The sequence below is a fragment of the Grimontia sp. SpTr1 genome, assembly GCF_947387585.1.
In the GTDB taxonomy this organism is placed as follows: domain Bacteria; phylum Pseudomonadota; class Gammaproteobacteria; order Enterobacterales; family Vibrionaceae; genus Enterovibrio; species Enterovibrio indicus.
Genome location: NZ_CANDOD010000003.1, coordinates 189,550 through 210,376, shown reverse-complemented (window position 1 = coordinate 210,376; position 20,827 = coordinate 189,550). Strand labels below are relative to the sequence as shown.

Genomic DNA, 20,827 nt, shown 5'->3' with positions numbered 1-20,827 from the left:
GAGACAGGGATTCCTGAAACCGCTAGATAACGCTCGACAAAGCCACACCGGATGCGCATCCGATCACCAGTAAGGTGACACAAAGCTGTGCGAGATGAGGAGTGGTCTGTCGAACCAAGTGGGAGGTCCACACAATGACACCGGCAATCGCCAGACCCAGACTGGTTATGACTGTCGACACCAGCGATTGAGCCGCTTCCGGCTCCAACATCATGCTTGCCACAGCCAGTGTCACGGCTGTCAACATCACTGCGACAACACCAATCACGGGCAAAATACGGTGGAACGCCTGCAGACGAGAACGCGCTCTAACCAGCAAACAGTGTGCGGTGATTGCTCCTACCAGAAGTACCTGCGATATCATCAATAACGTGGTGATCACGCCCTGCTCAACACTAGCCATCAAAAGTGCCAGCACGCCAAAGGCATTTGAAAGATGCAATAACGGCACGGGTCCCGTTTGACGTGTTTTGCCTGATTTAGAGCGCAGCGAGAAAATGCCGAGGGTAATAAAAGGCAACGCTGAAAATGGCGAGAAAGGAACGGTTAGCGCCCAGCCAACAACCAAGAACCAGAAAGCTTTGTGTAAACGCCCACGCTGCCCCGGACAAATGTCCCCTTTCAGCAGGACTAAGGTTAAAACAGCTTGTGCTCCCAGCACACCCGCAAGCGTCACTGCGCTAAAAATTTCGTACATCTTTTCTTACCCAGATCAATTGAGCGCCGATTATATACCGATTAAAAGCGATATACCCAAATGATCTGAATGAAGCGTCTTCAGATTTTTTAGGTCTAAAACCACACAAAAAGTGTGTAACAACGTTGAGACGCTCACAGTTATTGACGATTATTTTGCAATCAGTCGCACGGATATGTAACTGTTTTTATATAAAGGGTACAAATGTGAACACGCTTCAAAAAAATGGCCTAGTGAAGAGTAAAAAAATCTAGGTGTATTGATGATTTCAACTAACAGGATGACAAGTGCGGGATATGGAATTGTCCTTATCACAGTACAAAACCCAAGTGTTAGAGCTGCTGACTGACCGAACACATGCTGCAGCGTTCAACACAACACGCGCCACCTACCTTCGCACCCGTATTATGGCGCTTTGCTATATTTGGGCGGCGCTCTGTCTGCTTTGGATCCCCATTGACGCGATACTTCTTGAAGACGCTGCTGGCTCCATAGCCATCCTGAGACTGAAGCTTTCTGCTGTGTTGATATTTATTGGCTGGATGACCAGTCTACGCAGCACATTAAGCGCCTGTAGAAATGGCATATTTGCGCTGGTGTTCAGCCTGAACATGTTTTACGTGCTGGCAAACCATATTCTGGGCTACCCACATAGTATTGATGCTTTCAGTTACTGCTATAACCTACTGCCATTCGTGTATGTGGTCATCCTGACCATTCTTCCCCTAACCGCGAAAGAATCAGTCGGCGTGATGCTGATGACGGTGGTTTCACAGATATATGTCGATGTGCAAAGTGGCGCGTTACTCTCTTTCGAAACGCTGGGGCTCTATTGGTTGCAAACCGTGGTCGGCTTCCTGGTAATTTGGGCACAGACCTCCAAGCTTCACATGATGCTAAGGCTCTACCGTCACGCGACGCTCGACCCGCTCACAGGTGTCTACAACCGCCGCATGCTGTTGACACTTGCCCGTCGGGATTTCGAAAACACCCGCACAAAATCTCGACCCTACTCCGTGCTTCTGATGGATTTAGACAGGTTCAAGCGCGTCAATGACAGATACGGACATCACGCGGGTGATTTGGTGCTTCAGGCATTCACCCAAGCCGTGCAGGAAACCCAACGTAAGAGTGATATTTTTGGTCGGTTTGGCGGTGAAGAGTTTATTTTGTTCCTACCACGCTGCAGTGCAGACAACGCACAGTTGGTGGCTGACCGTATCATGACAAGAGTTCGCGATATGGGTATCAAGGTCGACGGCTTTCCTGAACCTTTGAAGGTCACCACCTCAATCGGGATCAGCACCAGCCAGTGTAAAGATGATGACCTGTCCATGATTCTCGAACAGGCAGACCTCGCGCTCTACAAAGCAAAGAATGCTGGCCGTGATCAGAGCAGCACGTTTGATGAGGTGAACGAAGCAGTCGAAGACGGGATAAAGCGCCCGTGGTTGGAATTAGTCAACTAACCCTATTAACAAGGTTCCTGAACAGGGACCTTTTTGTTTTTGGCACCAAGCAGTTGAATCAAAACAATGTTTGCGAACGCGAGTGACAAAGCACCAAAAGTCACAGCGTGCCAACCTCCGATTTCCCAACACCCAATAAGATAGAACCCGCCGAGACTGCCACCCACGTAGTAATGAACCAGATACAATGCCGTTGCAGTCGCTTTCCCTTGCCGCGCTCGACGACTGACCCAACCATAAGCCAGTGAATGGGTGAAAAACGCACCTCCACTGACCACAAGTAAGCCAATCACCACCGCAGCCTGATGCTCAATATTGGCAATCAGAACACCCGTTAATGTCACCAAGGTACCAAACGTCATGCCTGAAATAGGTGAATAGCGGTTTGCCCAACGGCCGCTCAATCTCGATGTTAGGGTTCCCGCCAGATAACAGATAAAAATGGCGGAAGCGACACTAACCGGGAGGTTGAAAGGCGCGGCAAGCAGACGAAACGTGGTCACAGAGTAAATATTCACAAACACGGCAAAGTTGATACCGCCGATAACCATCGCCATCCATAAAATCGGATTTCTGATGTGCCTACCTACCATTCTGAATTGTTTAAAAAAGGAATCGTTTGAGGGCACAAACTGGCGCTGAGGAGGCAACAGACAATACACCAATGCCACCCCCAAGACAGTGAATGTCGCCATGGCAGCCACTGCCCCTTGCCATCCAAAGAAATCAGCCAACATACCACCGGAAAGGCGTCCAAAAATGCCCCCTAACGAGTTGGCACTGATATAAGCGCCCACGGCGACCACCAAAGCGGTCGGACTGAATTCATCCGCCATATAAGCAACAGCGACCGCCGCATAACCAGCCAGCGCAATACCCATTAATCCCCGGATAGCAACCAAGCCCCAAAAGGATTCAATCAGAAGCGATAAGACGCCCACCAATGGCATTAACACCAAACTGAACAGCATCACTGGTCGTCGACCGATTTTTTCTGAAATCACCGCCCATGGAATCAAGCTGACAGACAAACCCAAAGTAGATGATGCCAACAACCAATTTGCTTTGGTGGCTGTCACTTCAAACGCATTGGCAAAAACAGGCAACAAGGGTTGAAACAGATAGAGATTACAGAACACAAGAAAAGAGCCAAATGACAAGGCAAAGGCAGCTTTTCGATAGGCGGGTGTCTGTAATTCAATCATGATGTTATTCACTGTTTTTCTCTGGATATACAGTGAATTTAGCAACGCCCTCATGATAAAAGAAGTATATTAAATATATAGAAGTAAGATCTTTTATTTATACCTACCACGTCTTTCTATGCGGGAACGATAGGAATCGAAATGGATATTCGTCAGTTACGCTACTTCGTCTGCGTTGCAGAACAACAGAATTTCACACGTGCCGCAAGGCAACTCAATATTGCACAACCCGCATTGAGTATCGCCATCAAAAAGCTGGAGCAGAGTATTGGCCTGCCCTTGTTTGATCGGAATGAGCGTCAAGTTCATTTAACCCACGAGGGTGAGATTCTGTTGCCTCATGCTTATCGGGTGCTTCAACAGGTCAAAGACGCCAACACTGCGATGGCAGAGCTTCGCGGGCTGCAAAAGGGAGAAGTTCGCGTCGGCGTTCCTGGCATGCTGGGTTCTTATTTCTTCCCTTCGATTCTGATGGGCTTCAAAAGCCGCTACCCAGATCTCAAACTCAGCGTCGTGGAAGCAGGAACACAGTCCATTCGTCAGATGTTATTAGATGGCGACTTGGATATTGGCGTGATACACAATCAAGATGTTCCGTCAGCGCTGGAAACCACTCATCTGATTTCCTCGCAAATGGTGGCGGTCACTTCAACTGACCATCCGTTGGCAGAGCGCGAGTCGATCAGCTTTCAAGAGTTCTTTAATGAAGAGCTGGTGATGTTCAAAAAGGGATACTTTCACCGCGAATTTGTCGACCGGATTTGTGCCAGCCATAAAATCTCACCGCATCTTTCGTTCGAAACGAACCTGTTAGCCATGATCCTCAATATCGTCCGGCATGGATTTGCCATCACGGCACTGCTGGAAATGGTGACAGAACACGAAACGGGGTTGAAACCCATTCCTTTTGAAGAACCAGTCACACTGGACATTGCGATGGCCTGGCGTAAACATGGCTACCTTTCTTTGGCCGACCGCGCCTTTATCGACTTTGTGCAGAATAACAAATAGGAAATCAATGTGAGTCACTATGCTTTTGGCGACAGCAGCGCAAGCCTCCATGTCTATGTAGAAAAATCACCTCCATGTGAAGAACTGTGGGGAGAAGCTCCGGAAAGCGGCCACGTTAAAGCCCTTCAAGAAGGAGACATCAAATCCCTTGGCAATATAGGCGGTAATGGTTGGCGAAAAGTGTTCAATGTCTACGCCAAGTTGTTGTTCACTTTTCCAGAGAGTTCCCCATTTAAACCCAGTAGCTTCTCAAGTTGGCAAGATTTTAGAGACCAAGCGCTTTTGCAATCTCAAAGCGGAACGTCACTTCTGTTCGGAGATTGGGATGTCGAAGAAAACGCGAGACAAGGCGGTATCCATATTATTGCTGGGAGAACACACGCCCTGAAATTGGGCCTCTCTGAACAATGTGTCTGGCTGGACAATGAATTTGCTAAACATACCACCTTGCCTATCTTTATTTGCCCATATTTTGATTATCGCCAACTATCAAACGTGAAAATTGAACGGCTTGTTGGGCTAATTGAAGGTTCACAGAGGTGATCTTTACTGGTCGACATACCGTATTTATTATTCGTAACTTAAAGATATTAAATTGTTTTTTAAGTTTCCCAGTCTGTTAACATAATCAAACAACCTTAAGACGCAAGATTCAGGTTGTTGAGTTATCCATGCACCGCACAACACCTCAGGGACAGAATAATCGATGAAAACAACGACCCCTCTTCTTACAGCCATTGCACTTTTGCCGTTTGTTGCCCATGCAGGTCTCGCTGAAAAAGGCGGATTGAGTGGAGAAATTTCCGTTATTGCTGGTGTGACATCAACAAATTCCAATCTTTCAACCAACGGCAATACGGTTAAAAACGCGCCTTTAAATTCCGAGGGTGAGCAAGAGACAAGCTCTATCGTGGGTGCGTTGGGTAGCTTGGCATATACCTTCGGTCAGAGTTTGGATAAGCAAATCTTCGTCGGTACGTCCCGTGAAGATATCGCCATCGGTACCATTGCACTGGAGCTTGGCTACCAACAAGAGCTTGAATCTGGCACCCGGGTTTCCTTGTCATACCTTCCAACGGTACTCGCAGAAGATGTGTGGACAGACCCTTTCACACTGGGAGCTGCCAGAAGTGAAACGGAAAAATCCGGAGACGCTTACCGACTCCAGTTGGATCGCATTGGCGGCTCCATGCTCTCGCTCGATTTGGCCTACGCCCAAACTGAGGTCGATCTTGAACAAAGCGGCAGCACGCTGGGGCTTTCACCTGCCCAGCAACAAAGTCTGGATCGCAGCGGAGACACTTTTTACTCCAAGGTCAGTTATCGTCAATTTCTTGGCCGCGGATTAGGCGTTTCACCTGCATTCGTGTACATGAAAAACGAAGCTGACGGCGATGCCATGTCACACCAAACTTACGGCGGCGAACTCAGCTATTTCAGCTTTGCAGGCCGAAACAAAGTGGTACTGACCGGTAAATACCATTACCGAGATTACGATGCCGTGCATCCGGTGTTTGGCGAGGTGAGAAACGATCAAGAATTCAGCGCATTCCTGGCATACGAATATGCACATTTCTTCGAAGTTCATCCGCTCTCGTTTGTCACACTGGCGGGATATAACAACACTGACTCAAACATCGACTTCTACAACGCCAGTGAGTTTTTTGGTTCAGTTGGCGTGACCTACCGCTTCTAAGCTTCGCTTCAATACCTATACGCTTAAATTGACGCCGTCTTGCTATTGGCTAAGACGGCGTTTCTTTTCGTGTTAGAAAATCCTAGCAAATCCATCTTTACGGCAAATATCTGAATTTATTAAAATTCACCCCATCAATAGTCCCGTTATGCATTTGCATTCTGAAAATCATTTTGCAAAAAGACAACAAACTTAGGCATCTGCCCTTTATGTTAACAGAAGAAGATTAACCTATTGATATCTTGATTATTTAGATGCTTATTAAAAAAGTTGGCCTGTAGGTTGCTTTAGGAAAATAACAGTACGACGTAGAGTAACGAGAGGTTTAAAACAAAAACGAATGGATACTGTTAGCGTGCAAAAAGCAATTAAAAGAGTTTGTTGAGGAGCTTTGTATGATTTGCATGAACAAACACGGTGAGCTAATCCAGCTGCAATACCATAAAAAATGCCCAGTTAAAGGGTCGGTATACGTGAAATATTTGGATGGATTGAAAAAAGGGAATTTTTACATTGAGTTAGAGCCGGATTCACTCGTGAAAGTGACGGTTCATTGATTATTGACGCTGTTTTCCTTTAATCGCCGCTGTATCGCGATTGCCTTAACAACAAACCGGGCCTTGAATATCTTCGCCTTTTCACTCTCAAGGCCCAACTCGCTAGTACGATTCGATATCATCAAACTTATCACCTTTTATCTCTGAGCTTATCTTTCCTATCCAGACTTTTCCTGTCCTAAGAGTCCGGGGACGCGCACTTTTCGAGTGGTTTGGTTCTTCTCGTCATCAGCCATATTTCTCCCCTTTATTCTATCCACGACATCTCACTACATGCGATTTGCCCAACATTTCAAATACCAATGAATTTACTGTGTAAATAAATCATACACAAATGACTCAATTTCAATTCACAACCGTTAAATATTCCGATATTCACTTCATTAATGACACATCACAATCAAAGCTAAGTCTATCTACTGCCAATTAATAGGTCGTTACGACGTCCAAAGAAAGTATTCATTGGCTTAATTGTTTTGGGGAAAGCAACGTGGACAACATAAAAAGGTTGAGAAGAGACGTGTTTTTTATGGCCATTAAAGAGTCATTTATAAGCACGGTTCCTTACTTGGTTTTATCTTCCATTATTGTGCTTATCAACCAACTCCTGATTTTAACGGATTTCACCACCCCCTTCTTGAACAGCATTGTACTTACCAAAATCATCGGCTACATGAGCGACTTTTTCCCCGTCATACTAATGACTTCAATTGCGTTCCACTTTTCAAAACGTAATAACATCAACAACATATTTATCATCACTTTATCTTTCGCGATTTTCATCACCATTGAGTCCATGATAAATACACACAAAACTCAGTGGTTACTTCATGATGCTGGCGTCTCCTTCTTTGTCCTTATCATTCCCATCGTGTCCGTTGCGCTATTCAACATCCTTCCTCAGTTTGAAAAAGACCTGAAGCTATCAAATGGTCAACTTAGCCACGTTTTCTTCCACCTCAAATCCTTTATCCTCATCTATTTTGTCTCGATTGCGGCCTATTTACTGGTGGTTAAAGGGTTGGAAGTCATTGCCAGCAATATCAGTTTCGGTTTTTTGGACTTGGATCTTTTTTCCATCATGACGCTCAGAACAATTGCGTCACAGTTTCTTTGGTTTTTAGGAGTCCACGGCCCCAATACCCTCTCAATTATTGCGCCCAGTGGAAGCCTCTCTTTCCCCATCATCAACGATATTTCCTACAAAGCTTTTTATGACGTATTTGTCATATATGGCGGTTCAGGCTCGGGTTTATCATTAATTTTTGCGGCACTTATTTATTCACAGAGCAAGCACATCAATAAAGTTTCAAAGCTCTCTCTTCCTTTCGCGATCTTTAACGTCAATGAAACACTGATCTACGGCCTGCCCATCGTCCTAAACAAGTACCTGCTTGCCCCGTTTATTCTCATTCCTGTTTTCAACATTGTTATCGCCTACTTTTACGTGGATTTTTTTAATGTTTCCTTCGTCAACAATCAGGTTTCCTGGATAACCCCTATATTTATCAACGCCTTCATCGCTACCGATGGACATGGTGGAGCGCTATTATTGCAGCTCCTTCTCGTCGTTGCTGGCACCTTCATTTACGCACCATTTATCAAGCGGTATTCACTGGCACAGTCTTCTTCCAACCATCTGGAAAACCTGAAAAATAATCTGGAGATGATTGAGTTAATGGAGTCAAACGAAGGCATTAAATCCAATGCTGCAGAATCGAAAATCATCAAATCCAATCAAGAAGTCGACAAAATCATCAAGTTCATCAGCTCAAATAAGCTCGAAGTTCACTACCAACCCAAAGTAGACATTATCGAAGGACGCTGCAGTGCCTACGAAGCCCTACTCAGAATTAGGAGGGACGACGGTACCATCTCAGGCCCATTTTTCCTTGAGTCTCTCGAACTCGCAGGTTTAGCAAGCGTCATTGATCTGTGGGTATGCAAGGAAGTGAGAAAACACTTCCAGATTTGGCGTCTTGGAGGATTTACGCCAAAAGTCGCTGTCAACATTCACCCTGACACGCTCACCGATAACAAAACCATTGAGCTAATTATCAGAGAACTAAAAGGACTGAGTGTCGAGTTTGAAATTATTGAGCGTGATTCTGTCAAAAGCCCCAGCTCTATCGCCAATATTATGCGGCTTCATGACAACGGATTTGGTATTTCACTTGACGATTTCGGCGTTGGCTACAGCTCATTTGAAACGCTGACCTTCCTGCCAATCAATACAATAAAAATCGATAAGTCTCTGATTGACAACATCGAATCAGAGAAGGGCTATCACATTTGTAAGAACATTTTTACCCTATGTAATGACCTAGGTCTCCACTGCGTGGCTGAAGGGGTTGAGAAGGACATCCAATATTTAAAATTGAAAACAATGGGAGTGAGATACATCCAGGGTTTTTACTTTGAGAGAGCGATTCCTTTTGACCATATTGATAGATTTAAACCTCGCTTCAAAGATCACGAGTCTTATCAGAAAGTTGCGACATAAGCTTCCAGCAATCCCCAAAGGTATTCTTTAAGGGCGTTGCTCAAGCAAATCCCTTTTAAATTTGCGGATTTATTCGATCTGGCTCTCACCTGCGCAAGCCGCTATAATTCACGCCTCGCGAGAAAGAGGTTAAAAAATGCGCAATTCTGTAACTCCGATTTTCGATTACCCAAAATACTGGGCTGAGTGTTTTGGTCCTGCTCCTTTTCTGCCTACCAGCAGAGAAGAAATGGACATGCTCGGCTGGGATAGCTGTGACATCATCATTGTTACCGGCGATGCCTATGTCGACCATCCTAGCTTTGGTATGGCGGTTATCGGTCGTACGCTTGAGGCGCAAGGCTTCCGCGTAGGCATTATCTCGCAGCCAGAATGGCAGGATAAGAAAGCCTTTATGGCACTTGGCCAGCCTAACCTCTTCTTCGGTGTGACAGCCGGTAACATGGACTCCATGATCAACCGCTACACCGCTGACCGGAAACCTCGCCATGACGACGCCTACACAGCAGGTAATGCTGGCGGCAAGCGTCCAGACCGTGCTGTATTGGTTTACTCGCAACGCTGTAAAGAAGCATACAAAGACACCCCTATCGTACTGGGCGGCATCGAAGCGAGCCTTCGTCGTCTTGCGCATTACGATTACTGGTCAGATAAAGTTCGTCGTTCAGTACTGTGCGACGCCAAAGCTGACATTTTATTGTTCGGTAACGCCGAGCGTGCGCTGGTTGACGTGGCGCACCGCCTTTCTCGTGGCGAAAATATCGCGGATATGACCCGTATTCCTGGCACCGCAGTGATGCTGAAAAAAGTGCCGGAAGACATGAAGGAAATCGACAGCTCACGTATCGACAAGCCGGGCAAGGCGATGGTTATGCCGAACCCATACGTGACAGAAACGGCTTGTGCAACCGACAAGGGCGAAGTGAAAGAAGAAGCGCCGAAGCCAGTCATGGTTCGCCCTTCCCGTCACGATGCGGAAAACAGCTTCGTCCGTCTGCCTTCATACGAAAAACTTCTGAATGACCGTATTCTGTATGCGCACGCAAGCCGCGTGATGCATTTGGAAACCAACCCTTATTCCGCACGTGCGCTGGTGCAAAAGCACGGCGAGCGTGAACTTTGGGTCAACACGCCGCCTATTCCTCTGACAACAGAAGAAATGGACTATGTATTCGGCTTGCCGTTTGCACGTGTTCCTCACCCTAGCTATGGCGATGCGAAAATCCCTGCGTATGAGATGATCAAAACCTCGGTCAACATCATGCGTGGTTGTTTTGGTGGTTGTTCTTTCTGTTCGATTACCGAGCACGAAGGCCGCATCATCCAGAACCGTTCAAAGGATTCCATCCTTAACGAGATCAAAGAAATCAAAGAAAAGGTACCGGGCTTTACCGGTGTGATTTCTGACTTGGGTGGCCCAACCGCAAACATGTACCGTTTGGGTTGTTCAGACCCACGCGCAGAGAAGAACTGTCGTCGTCCTTCCTGTGTCTTCCCGAAAATCTGTGAAAAGCTGGACACCGACCACAAACACACTATCGACCTCTACCGCGAAGCACGTGAGCTTGAAGGTGTGAAGAAAGTAGTTATCGCATCCGGTGTTCGTTATGACCTGGCGATTGAATCACCTGAGTACGTGAAAGAGTTGGTGACTCACCACGTAGGTGGTTATCTGAAAATCGCGCCTGAGCACACAGAGAAAGGCACACTGGATCTGATGATGAAGCCGGGCATGGGCACCTATGACCGCTTTAAAGAGCTGTTCGAGAAATACTCGAAAGAAGCGGGTAAGAAACAGTACCTGATCCCTTACTTCATCGCAGCGCACCCTGGCTGTACTGATGAAGACATGATGAATCTGGCACTGTGGCTGAAAGAAAACGATTTCCGTTGTGACCAGGTACAGAACTTCTACCCTTCACCGATGTGTAATGCAACGGCGATGTACCATGCGGAAACCAACCCGCTGAAACGCGTGAAGTATAAGAAGCGTGAAGACTTGTTCGTCGCCAAAGGTGAGCGCCAACGTCGTTTGCATAAAGCCTTCCTGCGCTACCACGATCCAGCAAACTGGCCTTTATTGCGTGAAGCGTTGATCACTATGGGCAAACGCCACCTGATTGGTGACCGTCCGGGCTGTCTGGTACCTCGCGAAGGTACAGAAGCGGAAATGACACCGGCACAACGTCGTGGTTCAAGCCGTCATGGCGCCAAACGCTTTGCAACTAAACACCCGAACCAGCCAGATATTCGTAAGCCTAATCAGCGTAGCGGCAAACCGGCAGGCAAGAAACCAACCAATGGCAAAGCAACGCCACAAGGTGGTAAGCCAAAAGCACATTCAAATGCTGGCGGTAAACCAGCACAAGGTGGAAAGAAACGCCCTGCTGGAAACAGAAGCCGTCAGGCGGTGAGATAATCTTCTAACAAAAAAAGCGAACCATCCGGTTCGCTTTTTTATTCGGTTTAACGTTTATCGTTTAACGCATTAATTCTGAAATCACCAACAACACCACAGCCAATGCGACTGTAGAAACAGCGCCAATCAAAAACTTCTTCTGGGACTTTTCATCGAGGAACTTGGCAACCAAAACGCCAATAATGATCAGGCCAACAATAAATCCAATTTTAATCATTCTGATACCTCTGAATGAGATAGTTCAGATCGTCTCTTACAACCATCCATTTGATTTTTAAAGCTAACACATATCGATTCCCAGCGTAACAACTACTCAATTGTAAATTAGGCCACTCTTGAAGCCGCTGAATTGTGACACTCGAACCAGCATACAGGTCATAGGTACGTTTGATGGCACGTTGGGGTATCAAATTATGAATAACACTCAAAATAAAGCATAGAGTGCTACTTTTAAGCATGTACCCAGATCTAAATAACTCAGATGGCAAGTTAGTCATGAGTATGGTTTTCTCACGTGCCGTCCTAAATACAACTAGGGAGATCGTGAAATGTTGAAGAAATTGACAGCAGAATTTATTGGCACCTTTTGGTTGGTGCTTGGGGGTTGCGGTAGTGCTGTATTCGCAGCCGCTTTTCCGGAACTTGGTATCGGCTTCTTGGGCGTCGCCCTCGCCTTCGGTTTAACCGTTGTGACCATGGCTTACGCCATTGGCCATATTTCCGGTTGTCACCTCAACCCAGCCGTATCTTTTGGCCTATGGGCAGGCGGACGTTTTCCTACCGCTGAGCTAATTCCCTATATGCTGGTTCAGGTCGCAGGCGGTATTGTCGGCGCGTATGTTGTTTACATTATTGCAAGCGGCGCACCGGGTTTTGATTTAGCGGGTGGCCTGGCATCAAATGGCTATGGTGACCATTCACCAGGCGGCTATGACATGCTTTCCGGCTTTATCACCGAAGTGCTGATGACCTTTATGTTCCTGATTGTCATCATGGGTGCGACCCACAAGCTGGCAAGTCCAGGCATGGCAGGATTAGCGATTGGTCTCGCCCTGACTTTGATCCACCTTATCAGTATTCCAATCACCAACACCTCAGTGAACCCAGCACGAAGCACGGGTCCTGCACTGCTTGTTGGTGACTGGGCGATGGCACAACTTTGGATGTTCTGGGTGGCCCCGTTAATTGGTGCTTTCATCGCCGGTGTGGTTTACCGCTGGCTGAGTCCGAACGAAGATTAAATACTCCATGAAAAAGCCCCGATAATTCGGGGCTTTTTGTACCTAAACAACCTGAAAATGCTGGATTCAGGCTGTTTAGGTATATTAAATCTCTACGTGTTCAGCAGGACAACTCAGCATCCACCTTATCCCGAACTTGTCCGTCACCATACCAAAGCGCACTTTCCAAAACGTGTAATCAAGCGGCATGACTATCTGCCCCATTTCAGAAAGCGCCATAAAGACTTGGTTCTGTCTTTTTTCATCCTCAAAACTGACATGGAACGCCACATCGCCAGAGCCTTGCGCCAACGAATCGTCTAACCCATCGGACGCATAGAAACTCACTTCCGGCGATTCGAATTCCGCATGCATAACTCTGCTAAGTAAATGATTGGGAAACTCCACCGGAGATTCGTCAAATGTCGCGATTGTCTTAATTTCCCCGTTAAGTGCCTGACTGTAAAAGCCAAGAGCCTCTCTACATACACCATGGAACGTCACATGTGGCTTAATCTTGCTCATGTCTGACTCCTTTCCATCTATCTATGAATCAGACTATCAGGTGCCAATTTACGCCCCGCCTAATAATTAAGACGTTTGAAGATATATACCAATCACAGTAAGTAGATGATCAGAGATAGCGCAGGAAAAATGCTCGAGAACAAGGCGGAAAATTTCGATAAGTAGTTATTCTACAATCAAATTTTTCAACGCAGTTATCTAGCATTTTAACAAGCTAGGATGAGTAGATATTTACTACGATTGGTATTCTACCCAAACAAGATCAAAAAGGGGGAGCCCAATGGCTCCCCCTTCAATACAGCAATAAGCGGATTAAACCAACTTCACCAGCACTTGTACCGGGTGCTTGAGCTTTTTACTTTCAAAACGCTTCACCTGACTGCGGCACGAGTAACCTGTTGCCATACAGCGTGATGGTGGCAAAGATTCCAAGCGAGGTTTCCAACTCAAACCGAAAATACCTTTTGAGTTTTCCAACTTGTCAGATTCGTGTCCATAAGTCCCTGCCATACCACAACAACCGACTGCAACAGCCTCGAGCTTGCCACCAAAGTGATGGAAGATTTTGCCCCACTCAGCTTCTGCATTTGGCATCTTGGTTTTTTCAGTACAATGCGCAAACAGATACCAAGCGTCTTTGTCGGCATTTTCTTTTTGCGGCACGTCAGAAATTGCATTGAGCAACCACTCATGCGCGGTCTGCACCTGAAAGTCACCACGGCTTTCGCCCAGAATCTCGTTGTACTCATCGCGATAGCAAAGAACCAGAGCAGGATCGACACCCACCATTGGCACGTCCAACGCTGCCAGCTGATTCAGGAAGTCAGCGGTATTGCGGGCTGTTTTGGCAAATTTCTTGAGGAAGCCTTTAATGTGCTGCGCTTTACCGTTTGGCTTAAACGGAACTAGCATTGGCTTCTTACCCAGCTTCTCTACCAGCGTCACCAAGTCCTTAACCACATCTGCTTCATAGAAGCTGGTGAACGGGTCCTGAACAATCAGCACATAGCGGGAACGCTCCTCGTCGCTCAACGCTTTCAGCCATTCCAAGTCGAACTTGGTGGCATGGTGGCCATCCAGCGACTCCATCAGTGTCGGTACTGACAGCGCAGGTGTATCCACATACCCAATCGCTTTTTCAGTGACAGACTGCGCCCATTTTGGCTGGGTGAACGCATTCACAATCACCGGCGCTTTTGCCATCCAAGGCAGCATGGTTTCGATATTTGCCACCAGATAGTCCTTCGCAGGACGCTGATAACGGCTGTAGTAAAGATTGATAAAGCGGGAACGGAAGCTCGGCACATCGACCTTGATAGGACACTGAGTCGCACAGGCTTTACAAGCCAGACAACCATTCATGGCTTCCATCACTTCGTGAGAGAAGTCGTAGTCATCTTTGTTTGAAAGCCAGGTGTTCTTGAACCGTGCGAAAATTTGGCGAACCGACGGTGTTTTCTCCATCAGCTCTTTTTCCATGGTGATAGGGTCAACGCCCTGCTCTGCCAACAAACGCAACCACTCACGCACAATGCCCGCACGGCCTTTTGGCGAATGACGACGGTCATAGCTGATCTTCATCGACGGACACATTGGCGAGCTGGTGTCGTAGTTGAAGCAAAGGCCGTTGCCATTACATTCCATCGCCTGCTTGAAGCTGTCACGCACCGTGATTGGGATTTGGCGATCTAAGGTGCCGCGTTTTTCATCATCCACTTTCACCAGCGAATCGCTGCTGTCGATTGGCGTACAAATCTTCCCAGGGTTCATGCGGTTGTGAGGATCAAATGCCGCTTTGACTTTACGCAGCTCGTTGAAAAGCTCCTCACCAAAGAATTCAGGACCATATTCAGAGCGGAAACCTTTACCGTGCTCACCCCACATCAGGCCGCCGTATTTCGCCACCAGCGCGACCACCTGATCGGAAATCGTCTTCATCAGACGCTCTTGCTCTGGGTCGCAGAGGTCAAGAGCAGGACGGACGTGCAATACACCCGCATCAACGTGACCGAACATGCCGTAGTTAAGGTTATGACTGTCCAGTAACGTTCGGAATTCGACAATAAAGTCAGCGAGGTTTTCCGGCGGCACACACGTGTCTTCCGTAAAGGCAACTGGCTTCGCAGCACCTTTTGCCGCTCCGAGCAGGCCAACGGCCTTCTTGCGCATATTGTAGATTTTGTTGATAGAGGCCAAGTCGTTACAGACTTGATAGCCAATCACGCCTTTATCACCGGCTTCGACCAGCACATCCAAACGCTCACAAAGTGAAGCGATTTGTGCGTCGATTTCCTCTGCATCATTACCGGCAAACTCAACGATATTGATGCCCTGCATATCTTTGCCAGGAACGTCCGTCAGCAGATCTTTCACCGTGTTCCAAACGATATCTTCACGCGCCAAATTCAATACGCGGGAATCCACGGTTTCAACAGACAAGGCATTCGCTTCAACCATCACAGGCGCACTGCGAAGTGCTGAATCGAAGCTGTCGTACTTCACGTTAACCAGAGTACGCGCTTTAGGAATTGGCGTGATATTCAGTTTGGCTTCAGTGATAAATGCCAGAGAGCCTTCCGCGCCACAAAGCACACGTGCCATGTCGAAAGTTTCAGTCTCAGGCTGGTATGCATTTTTCAGATCGTAGCCAGTTAAGAATCGGTTCAGTGGCGGGAATTTTGCGTCAATTTCCGCACGTTTGCTTTGGCAGATTTCCGCCACGCGGCGCAGTGCTTCACCTGCGTAATCATCACGGGTGTTACCCGTCACATCCGCCATAGACTGGGGTTCGGTATCCAATACTGAACCATCTGCCAACACCGCTTTCAGTGCCAAAACATGGTCTGAAGTTTTACCGTAGCGTAATGAACCCTGACCTGATGCATCGGTGTTGACCATGCCACCCACTGTTGCGCGGTTGCTGGTCGAAAGATCAGGCGAGAAGAAAAAGCCGTGCGGACGCAGTGCGTCATTCAGTGCATCTTTGACCACGCCTGCCTGTACGCGCACCCAACCCTCTTCTGGGTTAATCTCAAGGATATTGCGCATGTGGCGCGACATATCAACAACGATATGCTGGGTCAGAGACTGTCCATTGGTGCCGGTACCACCGCCACGGGCAGAGAATTTAATCTCAGCGAATTCGGCATCTTTGCAGACTTCGCCTAACAGCGTTAAGTCTTGCGTCGAGGTAGGAAAAACCACCGCCTGTGGAAGAAGCTGGTAGACCGAGTTATCGGTCGCAACAGCAAGGCGGCTGGCGTAAAAGGTCTCCGTCTCACCCTGGAAACCTTTCTCTTTTAAAGCATCAAGAAAACGCCCGACGATGGGATCGAGCGTATGATGGTGTGTAAGTGCTGGTAACATCTTGCTCCCTGAAGCCATTTGTACGATCTATTTCCATACGATCGTTGGCAATCTTATAAACTAACGACTGCCATAACTTTACCTCAGGTGTGAGATCCATCAAAGAGGTAATCCTAAGAGAAATCCCTTTAAAAACACGCCGCGCAATCGTTTACGTGTCACCGAACAAATTGATGAAAAATACGTGGTGTCACCACCAGCAACCAAACTGAGATGCCCCAGGCCGCTGCGCAGTTCACGGCAACAATAATGGTGTTCACGGCATAACGGGACGAAATCACGTAGTCTGCGTATAGGATCGCCAACACACCTGCCAAAGCAATCATGAAAAAAGTCAGCTTAGCGGGGCGTCGAACGGCGGAAATATAAAGAGGAAATGCCTTCAGCCAGAGAATTGCACAGTAAGTTCCCAAGCAAAACGCGGAAAGGTACACAATATGCGGTTTGTGAATGGTGATGCCAATCAGTGCGGTTGCCACAAAGCTCATCAACCAAAAGCGCGCGGAGATCAAAGCGCGGTTACGGTTGGCAAAACGCCACTCTCTCAGTCGTTTGAAGCCGACAGCAAACCCAAGGCCAATCAACAGTCCTAAGACCATATCTGATGGATAGTGCTCTCCAAGCAGCATGACTTTACCACTGATCGCCGCCACACAGACCACAGCACAAGCAAACAGGCGCTTTCGCCCTGCGGGGCAAACCTCTTTGTCCCAGTTAAGCAGTAACCAGCTAAAGAAAAACGTGGTGAGCGCGACCATACAACTCGGCAAGGTATAACCCAAGGTATCCTGCTCACCAAACACAGGATCGATGAAGTAAGGTCTGGGTAGCTCAATCACGGTGTTCAGTATCAGCACGAACACGGAAAGCGACAGCAATCCTGCGCCGTAAAGCAGTGCTGCACGGTAACCATGGTAAGCCCGGATAAAAATAAGCGTGCCGAGAAACAACATCGGCGTAAACAGACTTCCCAGTACGATTACCCCCTTCACCAAGGCTTTTACAATCGCGCTCTCAGCTTTCAATTCATGCAAGGATTGGAGCACTGATAACTGAGCACGATAAAAGGGTGTAAGCACCACAGAATCGCCCTCTGAAAGAACAAACTCACTCGGCGGCACCTCCGGCACCCAATGCCTAAACATCCATTTATGCTCCGGGAAGCGGTAGTTATCGCGCACGGCTTTATTGTCCGGCATCATCAAAACGCGGGTCACTTCCTTACCGAAATGCGGTGCTGACCACGCCATCAGCACTTTTCTTCCCATCGAATCGATAAAATACGGTGTGGGTGAAGCCAACTGACAGGCGAAAATGGCCGAATTATAAGTGCGGGCGATTTGCTGACCGACATTCACGTGTAGGCCGGTTTCCTCATACGCTTCACGCTTGGCGGTTTGTTCCGGCGTTTCTTCTCCAATGATTGATCCGCCAGGAATGGAATAGCGCCCGCTGATCGCTTCATCAATCATCAAGATGTTTTTGTCTTTGTCGACGATAAGGCAATCTGCCGCCTCGATTGGCAACGTACTATTGATTGCATTTTCTTGGCTTGCCATCACTCCCATTGACATAGAAAGAAGTGATGTCAGAAGAAGTATCCCTGAAATGAGGCGTGTTATGCTCACTAACTGTCTGTCCCTATTGAATGCTATTGAACGATTGAATGCTATTGAACCATCGAGTAAGTCTTCGTTTTAAATCGACAAGGATGCCATGAGCCCGTTGACCACCCCGCCTGTTTTGCCGCCTCACTACTATCTGGATAACTTTCTATCCATCGTCGATGTCGTCTCGACCCGATACAGTGATTTACTCACAGAAACAGAAACGCATTGGCTTACTGCATTTTCGGCGCTACCCAAAAATGCCCAACTCTTGTTGGTTCGGCTGCTGACACGCAAAGGGGATTGGTTCCGCTGCGATAAGCTCGTTTATCCAGAGATCCCGGATATTGAAAGCGCCACCACACGGTTATCTGAAGAAGGTTTCCTCATTGAAACGACGCAACCGCCGTTTGAAATCGTCGCTAAGCTAATGACAAAAGCGGAATTACTCTCGCTTTATTGTCACCTTTCTATAAAAGCTACCCTTCGAAAGCCAGAAATCATCGCCACCATCGTTGAAAACAATGAAGAAGCTGTCCCACCTTTGCCAACCCGTTTTCTTTGCCTGAAACACGATGTCTTGCCTGTATTTTTGCTGCTCTACTTCGGCAATTCTCGTCAGGATCTCAGCCAGTTTGTTCTTAACGATTTAGGCATCTACCGCTTTGAAAACGTCCAACTTCGTCCAGAAGACAGACTCTTTACTTCACGGAAGCAAATCGCTGACTGGCTTTTCTTGTCATCACTTGCTGATTTGTATTGGGAGTATACAGAAGCAAAAGAAGTCACTTCTGCATTAAAAGTGAGTCAACAACTCCCTGAGAAGCCCTTCTGGCCGCCGTTAACAAGGAAATGGGAAAGGCTGGCGAACAAGCTGGCCAGAGAATTCGAAAGACAAAAAGACGAAGGAAGCGCCCAACACCTGTTTTCACAGTCCTCGCTTCCTCCTGCCAGAGAGCGATTGGCGAGGATAGCCATCAAACAAACGCGCTTTGAAGATGCAGCAGCCATTGTCACCGACATGCTGACCGCGCCGAAAAACGAAGATGAAGCCGATGTTGCCGCGCGCATAGCAAGACAGCTAGCCAAAAAAACCGACTGCCCCTCTCCCGAAAAAGCAGGCGAGGCGTTTGGCTCAGAACACATCACCTTGGTGCTTAATGAGCGCGTAGAACTCGAATCTGCGCGACATTATGCTCAACAAGGCTGGCAAGTCTGGTATTGCGAAAACAGCCTTCTCAATGCGCTGTTTGGCCTGCTGCTATGGGATATCATTTTCGCCCCTGTACCCGGTGCGTTTCTCAACCCTTTCCAACGCGCGCCACGCGACATGTATTCGACGGATTTCACCACAGCCCGAAGAGAAATGATTAAACAGCGCTTCGAGGCTTTGGAACAGGGTGAATACGACCTCCTGGCGGTTTATGATGCAAAGTTCGGCATCACTAACGAATGGGTGAATTGGAGCTGGGCAGAACGGGATATGATTGAGGCAGCGCTCTCTACATTGTCATCAACGCAAATTATCGCCTGTATTAAACGCATTTTGTTCGATGCCAAATCCAACCGGGCCGGACACCCTGACCTGTTTATGGTGAAAGAAGGAAAATGCCAGTTTGTTGAAGTCAAAGGTCCTGGCGATAAACTTCAACATCACCAAGTGCGTTGGCTTAACTTCTTCGCCACTCACGGGCTTTCCGCTCACACGCTCTACGTGTCTGCCGATTTACCCAAACAACCTGTTGACCTCTGAATCCTGCATCTTCAGGTTGTATGGGTACAATTGATTTCTCATTTATGAGGCAAAAATATTAAGTTAATACATACTTATAGAAAACAGGCCTTAGGGGCTGTTGACCTTTGGTGATGATTTTTGCAGCAGTTTGTGGGGATTTTATGCAAGGCAGAGGCTTCGATGTGTAGCTAGCCTACATGAGAAGCCGATAACGCAGCAGAAATCCCCCACAAACGCTGCCCGGAGGGTTCTGCCCTAAGCGTTTTATGCTTTGTTGAGTTGTATTTGCTTAGAATGACTAGGCGGCACACACCTCGCCGCGCCTAAAACGCTTAGGACTAGAACAAAGTTTAACCACCAAAGGTCAACAGCCCCTAGCGATGGAGATAGGAGTTCAAGATGAGCGATAACTTACAGCAGATCGTCTACATCAGCAGCGCAGAACACCCTTTCACTGATGAAGAGTTCGCAGAAATGCTCGCCGTGATTCGCGAAAACAATGAAAAGCTAGGCGTCACCGGAATGTTGCTTTACAAGGATGGCGACTTCATACAGGTGATTGAAGGTAAGGAAGACATTCTCGCGCCCCTGTTTAAAAAGATTTGCAGTGATTATCGCCACTATTCCATCGTTGAAATGATGCGGAAAGATATTGTCGAACGACAATTCAAAGAATGGAGCATGGGCTTCCATCACATCAATAATGATGACCCAAGGTTAGAGGGCTTCAACGGCTTCTTTGATGACCATGCCGATCATAAAGTCGACCCGGGCGACGCGCTTAACCTGTTGCTGGTATTCCGAGAATAACAGCCAT

At 47.5% G+C, this 20,827-nt stretch carries 15 protein-coding genes; 9 read left to right on the top strand and 6 right to left on the bottom strand.

The features are described 5' to 3' along the window. Window positions 1-22 precede the first annotated feature (22 nt). Window positions 23-697, bottom strand: a complete 675-nt coding sequence (locus QL223_RS07650; RefSeq protein WP_002535007.1) for a hypothetical protein — start codon at window positions 695-697, stop codon at window positions 23-25. Window positions 698-993: 296 nt separating this feature from the next. On the opposite strand from QL223_RS07650, the gene QL223_RS07645 reads away from it, so the two are divergent. Next, the gene (locus QL223_RS07645) at window positions 994-2,166 is read left to right on the top strand and encodes a GGDEF domain-containing protein (protein ID WP_002535006.1); all 1,173 of its coding nucleotides are present in this window, start codon (window positions 994-996) and stop codon (window positions 2,164-2,166) included. A gap of 5 nt (window positions 2,167-2,171) precedes the next feature. On the opposite strand, the gene QL223_RS07640 is transcribed toward QL223_RS07645, so the two are convergent. Then, window positions 2,172-3,371 (bottom strand): MFS transporter, encoded by a 1,200-nt coding sequence (locus QL223_RS07640; protein ID WP_002535005.1) that lies wholly within the window; start codon window positions 3,369-3,371, stop codon window positions 2,172-2,174. 141 nt (window positions 3,372-3,512) lie between these two features. On the opposite strand from QL223_RS07640, the gene QL223_RS07635 reads away from it, so the two are divergent. The 5 genes from QL223_RS07635 to QL223_RS07615 all read left to right on the top strand — a co-directional run bounded on the left by QL223_RS07635 (window position 3,513) and on the right by QL223_RS07615 (window position 11,557). Next, window positions 3,513-4,382 carry a LysR substrate-binding domain-containing protein gene (locus tag QL223_RS07635; protein ID WP_002535003.1) on the top strand — a complete coding sequence of 290 codons (870 nt, stop codon included), beginning with the start codon at window positions 3,513-3,515 and terminating at the stop codon, window positions 4,380-4,382. Between the two features lie 9 nt (window positions 4,383-4,391). After that, window positions 4,392-4,925 carry a hypothetical protein gene (locus QL223_RS07630; RefSeq protein ID WP_281544366.1) on the top strand — a complete coding sequence of 178 codons (534 nt, stop codon included), beginning with the start codon at window positions 4,392-4,394 and terminating at the stop codon, window positions 4,923-4,925. 163 nt (window positions 4,926-5,088) lie between these two features. Next, window positions 5,089-6,078 (top strand): DUF2860 domain-containing protein, encoded by a 990-nt coding sequence (locus QL223_RS07625; protein ID WP_281544365.1) that lies wholly within the window; start codon window positions 5,089-5,091, stop codon window positions 6,076-6,078. 1,086 nt (window positions 6,079-7,164) lie between these two features. Continuing rightward, window positions 7,165-9,138, top strand: coding sequence for an EAL domain-containing protein (locus tag QL223_RS07620; RefSeq protein WP_281544364.1), 1,974 nt, complete (start codon window positions 7,165-7,167; stop codon window positions 9,136-9,138). 136 nt (window positions 9,139-9,274) lie between these two features. After that, window positions 9,275-11,557: a YgiQ family radical SAM protein gene (locus tag QL223_RS07615; RefSeq protein ID WP_002534998.1), complete on the top strand. Its 2,283-nt coding sequence runs from the start codon at window positions 9,275-9,277 to the stop codon at window positions 11,555-11,557. A 61-nt stretch (window positions 11,558-11,618) separates the two neighbouring features. On the opposite strand, the gene QL223_RS07610 is transcribed toward QL223_RS07615, so the two are convergent. Continuing rightward, a complete protein-coding gene (locus QL223_RS07610) occupies window positions 11,619-11,774 on the bottom strand; it encodes a hypothetical protein (protein WP_002534997.1) in 156 nt (51 codons plus the stop codon). A 331-nt stretch (window positions 11,775-12,105) separates the two neighbouring features. On the opposite strand from QL223_RS07610, the gene aqpZ reads away from it, so the two are divergent. Beyond that, window positions 12,106-12,798: an aquaporin Z gene (gene aqpZ / locus QL223_RS07605; protein ID WP_002534995.1), complete on the top strand. Its 693-nt coding sequence runs from the start codon at window positions 12,106-12,108 to the stop codon at window positions 12,796-12,798. Window positions 12,799-12,882: 84 nt separating this feature from the next. Here aqpZ and QL223_RS07600 read toward each other — a convergent pair whose 3' ends face one another. From QL223_RS07600 to QL223_RS07590, 3 genes are all read right to left on the bottom strand, one after another. Further along, the gene (locus QL223_RS07600; RefSeq protein ID WP_039849360.1) at window positions 12,883-13,302 is read right to left on the bottom strand and encodes a VOC family protein; all 420 of its coding nucleotides are present in this window, start codon (window positions 13,300-13,302) and stop codon (window positions 12,883-12,885) included. Between the two features lie 312 nt (window positions 13,303-13,614). After that, window positions 13,615-16,668, bottom strand: a complete 3,054-nt coding sequence (locus QL223_RS07595; protein WP_002534992.1) for an FAD-binding and (Fe-S)-binding domain-containing protein — start codon at window positions 16,666-16,668, stop codon at window positions 13,615-13,617. Between the two features lie 158 nt (window positions 16,669-16,826). Beyond that, complete coding sequence (locus tag QL223_RS07590) at window positions 16,827-18,227, bottom strand: phosphatase PAP2 family protein (RefSeq protein ID WP_281544363.1); 1,401 nt, start codon at window positions 18,225-18,227, stop codon at window positions 16,827-16,829. Window positions 18,228-18,384: 157 nt separating this feature from the next. Between QL223_RS07590 and QL223_RS07585 the strand changes: the two genes are divergently transcribed. Both QL223_RS07585 and QL223_RS07580 read left to right on the top strand, forming a co-directional pair. Continuing rightward, window positions 18,385-20,028 carry a VRR-NUC domain-containing protein gene (locus tag QL223_RS07585; protein WP_002534989.1) on the top strand — a complete coding sequence of 548 codons (1,644 nt, stop codon included), beginning with the start codon at window positions 18,385-18,387 and terminating at the stop codon, window positions 20,026-20,028. Window positions 20,029-20,409: 381 nt separating this feature from the next. Further along, complete coding sequence (locus QL223_RS07580; protein ID WP_281544362.1) at window positions 20,410-20,820, top strand: BLUF domain-containing protein; 411 nt, start codon at window positions 20,410-20,412, stop codon at window positions 20,818-20,820. Window positions 20,821-20,827: the final 7 nt, after the last annotated feature.

Excerpts from the sequence above, each read along its gene's own strand:
- QL223_RS07585 (WP_002534989.1), top strand. The coding sequence starts at position 18,385 with ATGAGCCCGTTGACCACCCCGCCTGTTTTGCCGCCTCACTACTATCTG.
- QL223_RS07645 (WP_002535006.1), top strand. The coding sequence starts at position 994 with ATGGAATTGTCCTTATCACAGTACAAAACCCAAGTGTTAGAGCTGCTG.
- QL223_RS07640 (WP_002535005.1), bottom strand. The coding sequence starts at position 3,371 with ATGATTGAATTACAGACACCCGCCTATCGAAAAGCTGCCTTTGCCTTG.
- QL223_RS07610 (WP_002534997.1), bottom strand. The coding sequence starts at position 11,774 with ATGATTAAAATTGGATTTATTGTTGGCCTGATCATTATTGGCGTTTTG.
- QL223_RS07635 (WP_002535003.1), top strand. The coding sequence starts at position 3,513 with ATGGATATTCGTCAGTTACGCTACTTCGTCTGCGTTGCAGAACAACAG.
- QL223_RS07580 (WP_281544362.1), top strand. The coding sequence starts at position 20,410 with ATGAGCGATAACTTACAGCAGATCGTCTACATCAGCAGCGCAGAACAC.
- QL223_RS07600 (WP_039849360.1), bottom strand. The coding sequence starts at position 13,302 with ATGAGCAAGATTAAGCCACATGTGACGTTCCATGGTGTATGTAGAGAG.
- aqpZ (WP_002534995.1), top strand. The coding sequence starts at position 12,106 with ATGTTGAAGAAATTGACAGCAGAATTTATTGGCACCTTTTGGTTGGTG.
- QL223_RS07625 (WP_281544365.1), top strand. The coding sequence starts at position 5,089 with ATGAAAACAACGACCCCTCTTCTTACAGCCATTGCACTTTTGCCGTTT.
- QL223_RS07590 (WP_281544363.1), bottom strand. The coding sequence starts at position 18,227 with ATGGCAAGCCAAGAAAATGCAATCAATAGTACGTTGCCAATCGAGGCG.
- QL223_RS07620 (WP_281544364.1), top strand. The coding sequence starts at position 7,165 with ATGGCCATTAAAGAGTCATTTATAAGCACGGTTCCTTACTTGGTTTTA.
- QL223_RS07595 (WP_002534992.1), bottom strand. The coding sequence starts at position 16,668 with ATGTTACCAGCACTTACACACCATCATACGCTCGATCCCATCGTCGGG.
- QL223_RS07615 (WP_002534998.1), top strand. The coding sequence starts at position 9,275 with ATGCGCAATTCTGTAACTCCGATTTTCGATTACCCAAAATACTGGGCT.
- QL223_RS07650 (WP_002535007.1), bottom strand. The coding sequence starts at position 697 with ATGTACGAAATTTTTAGCGCAGTGACGCTTGCGGGTGTGCTGGGAGCA.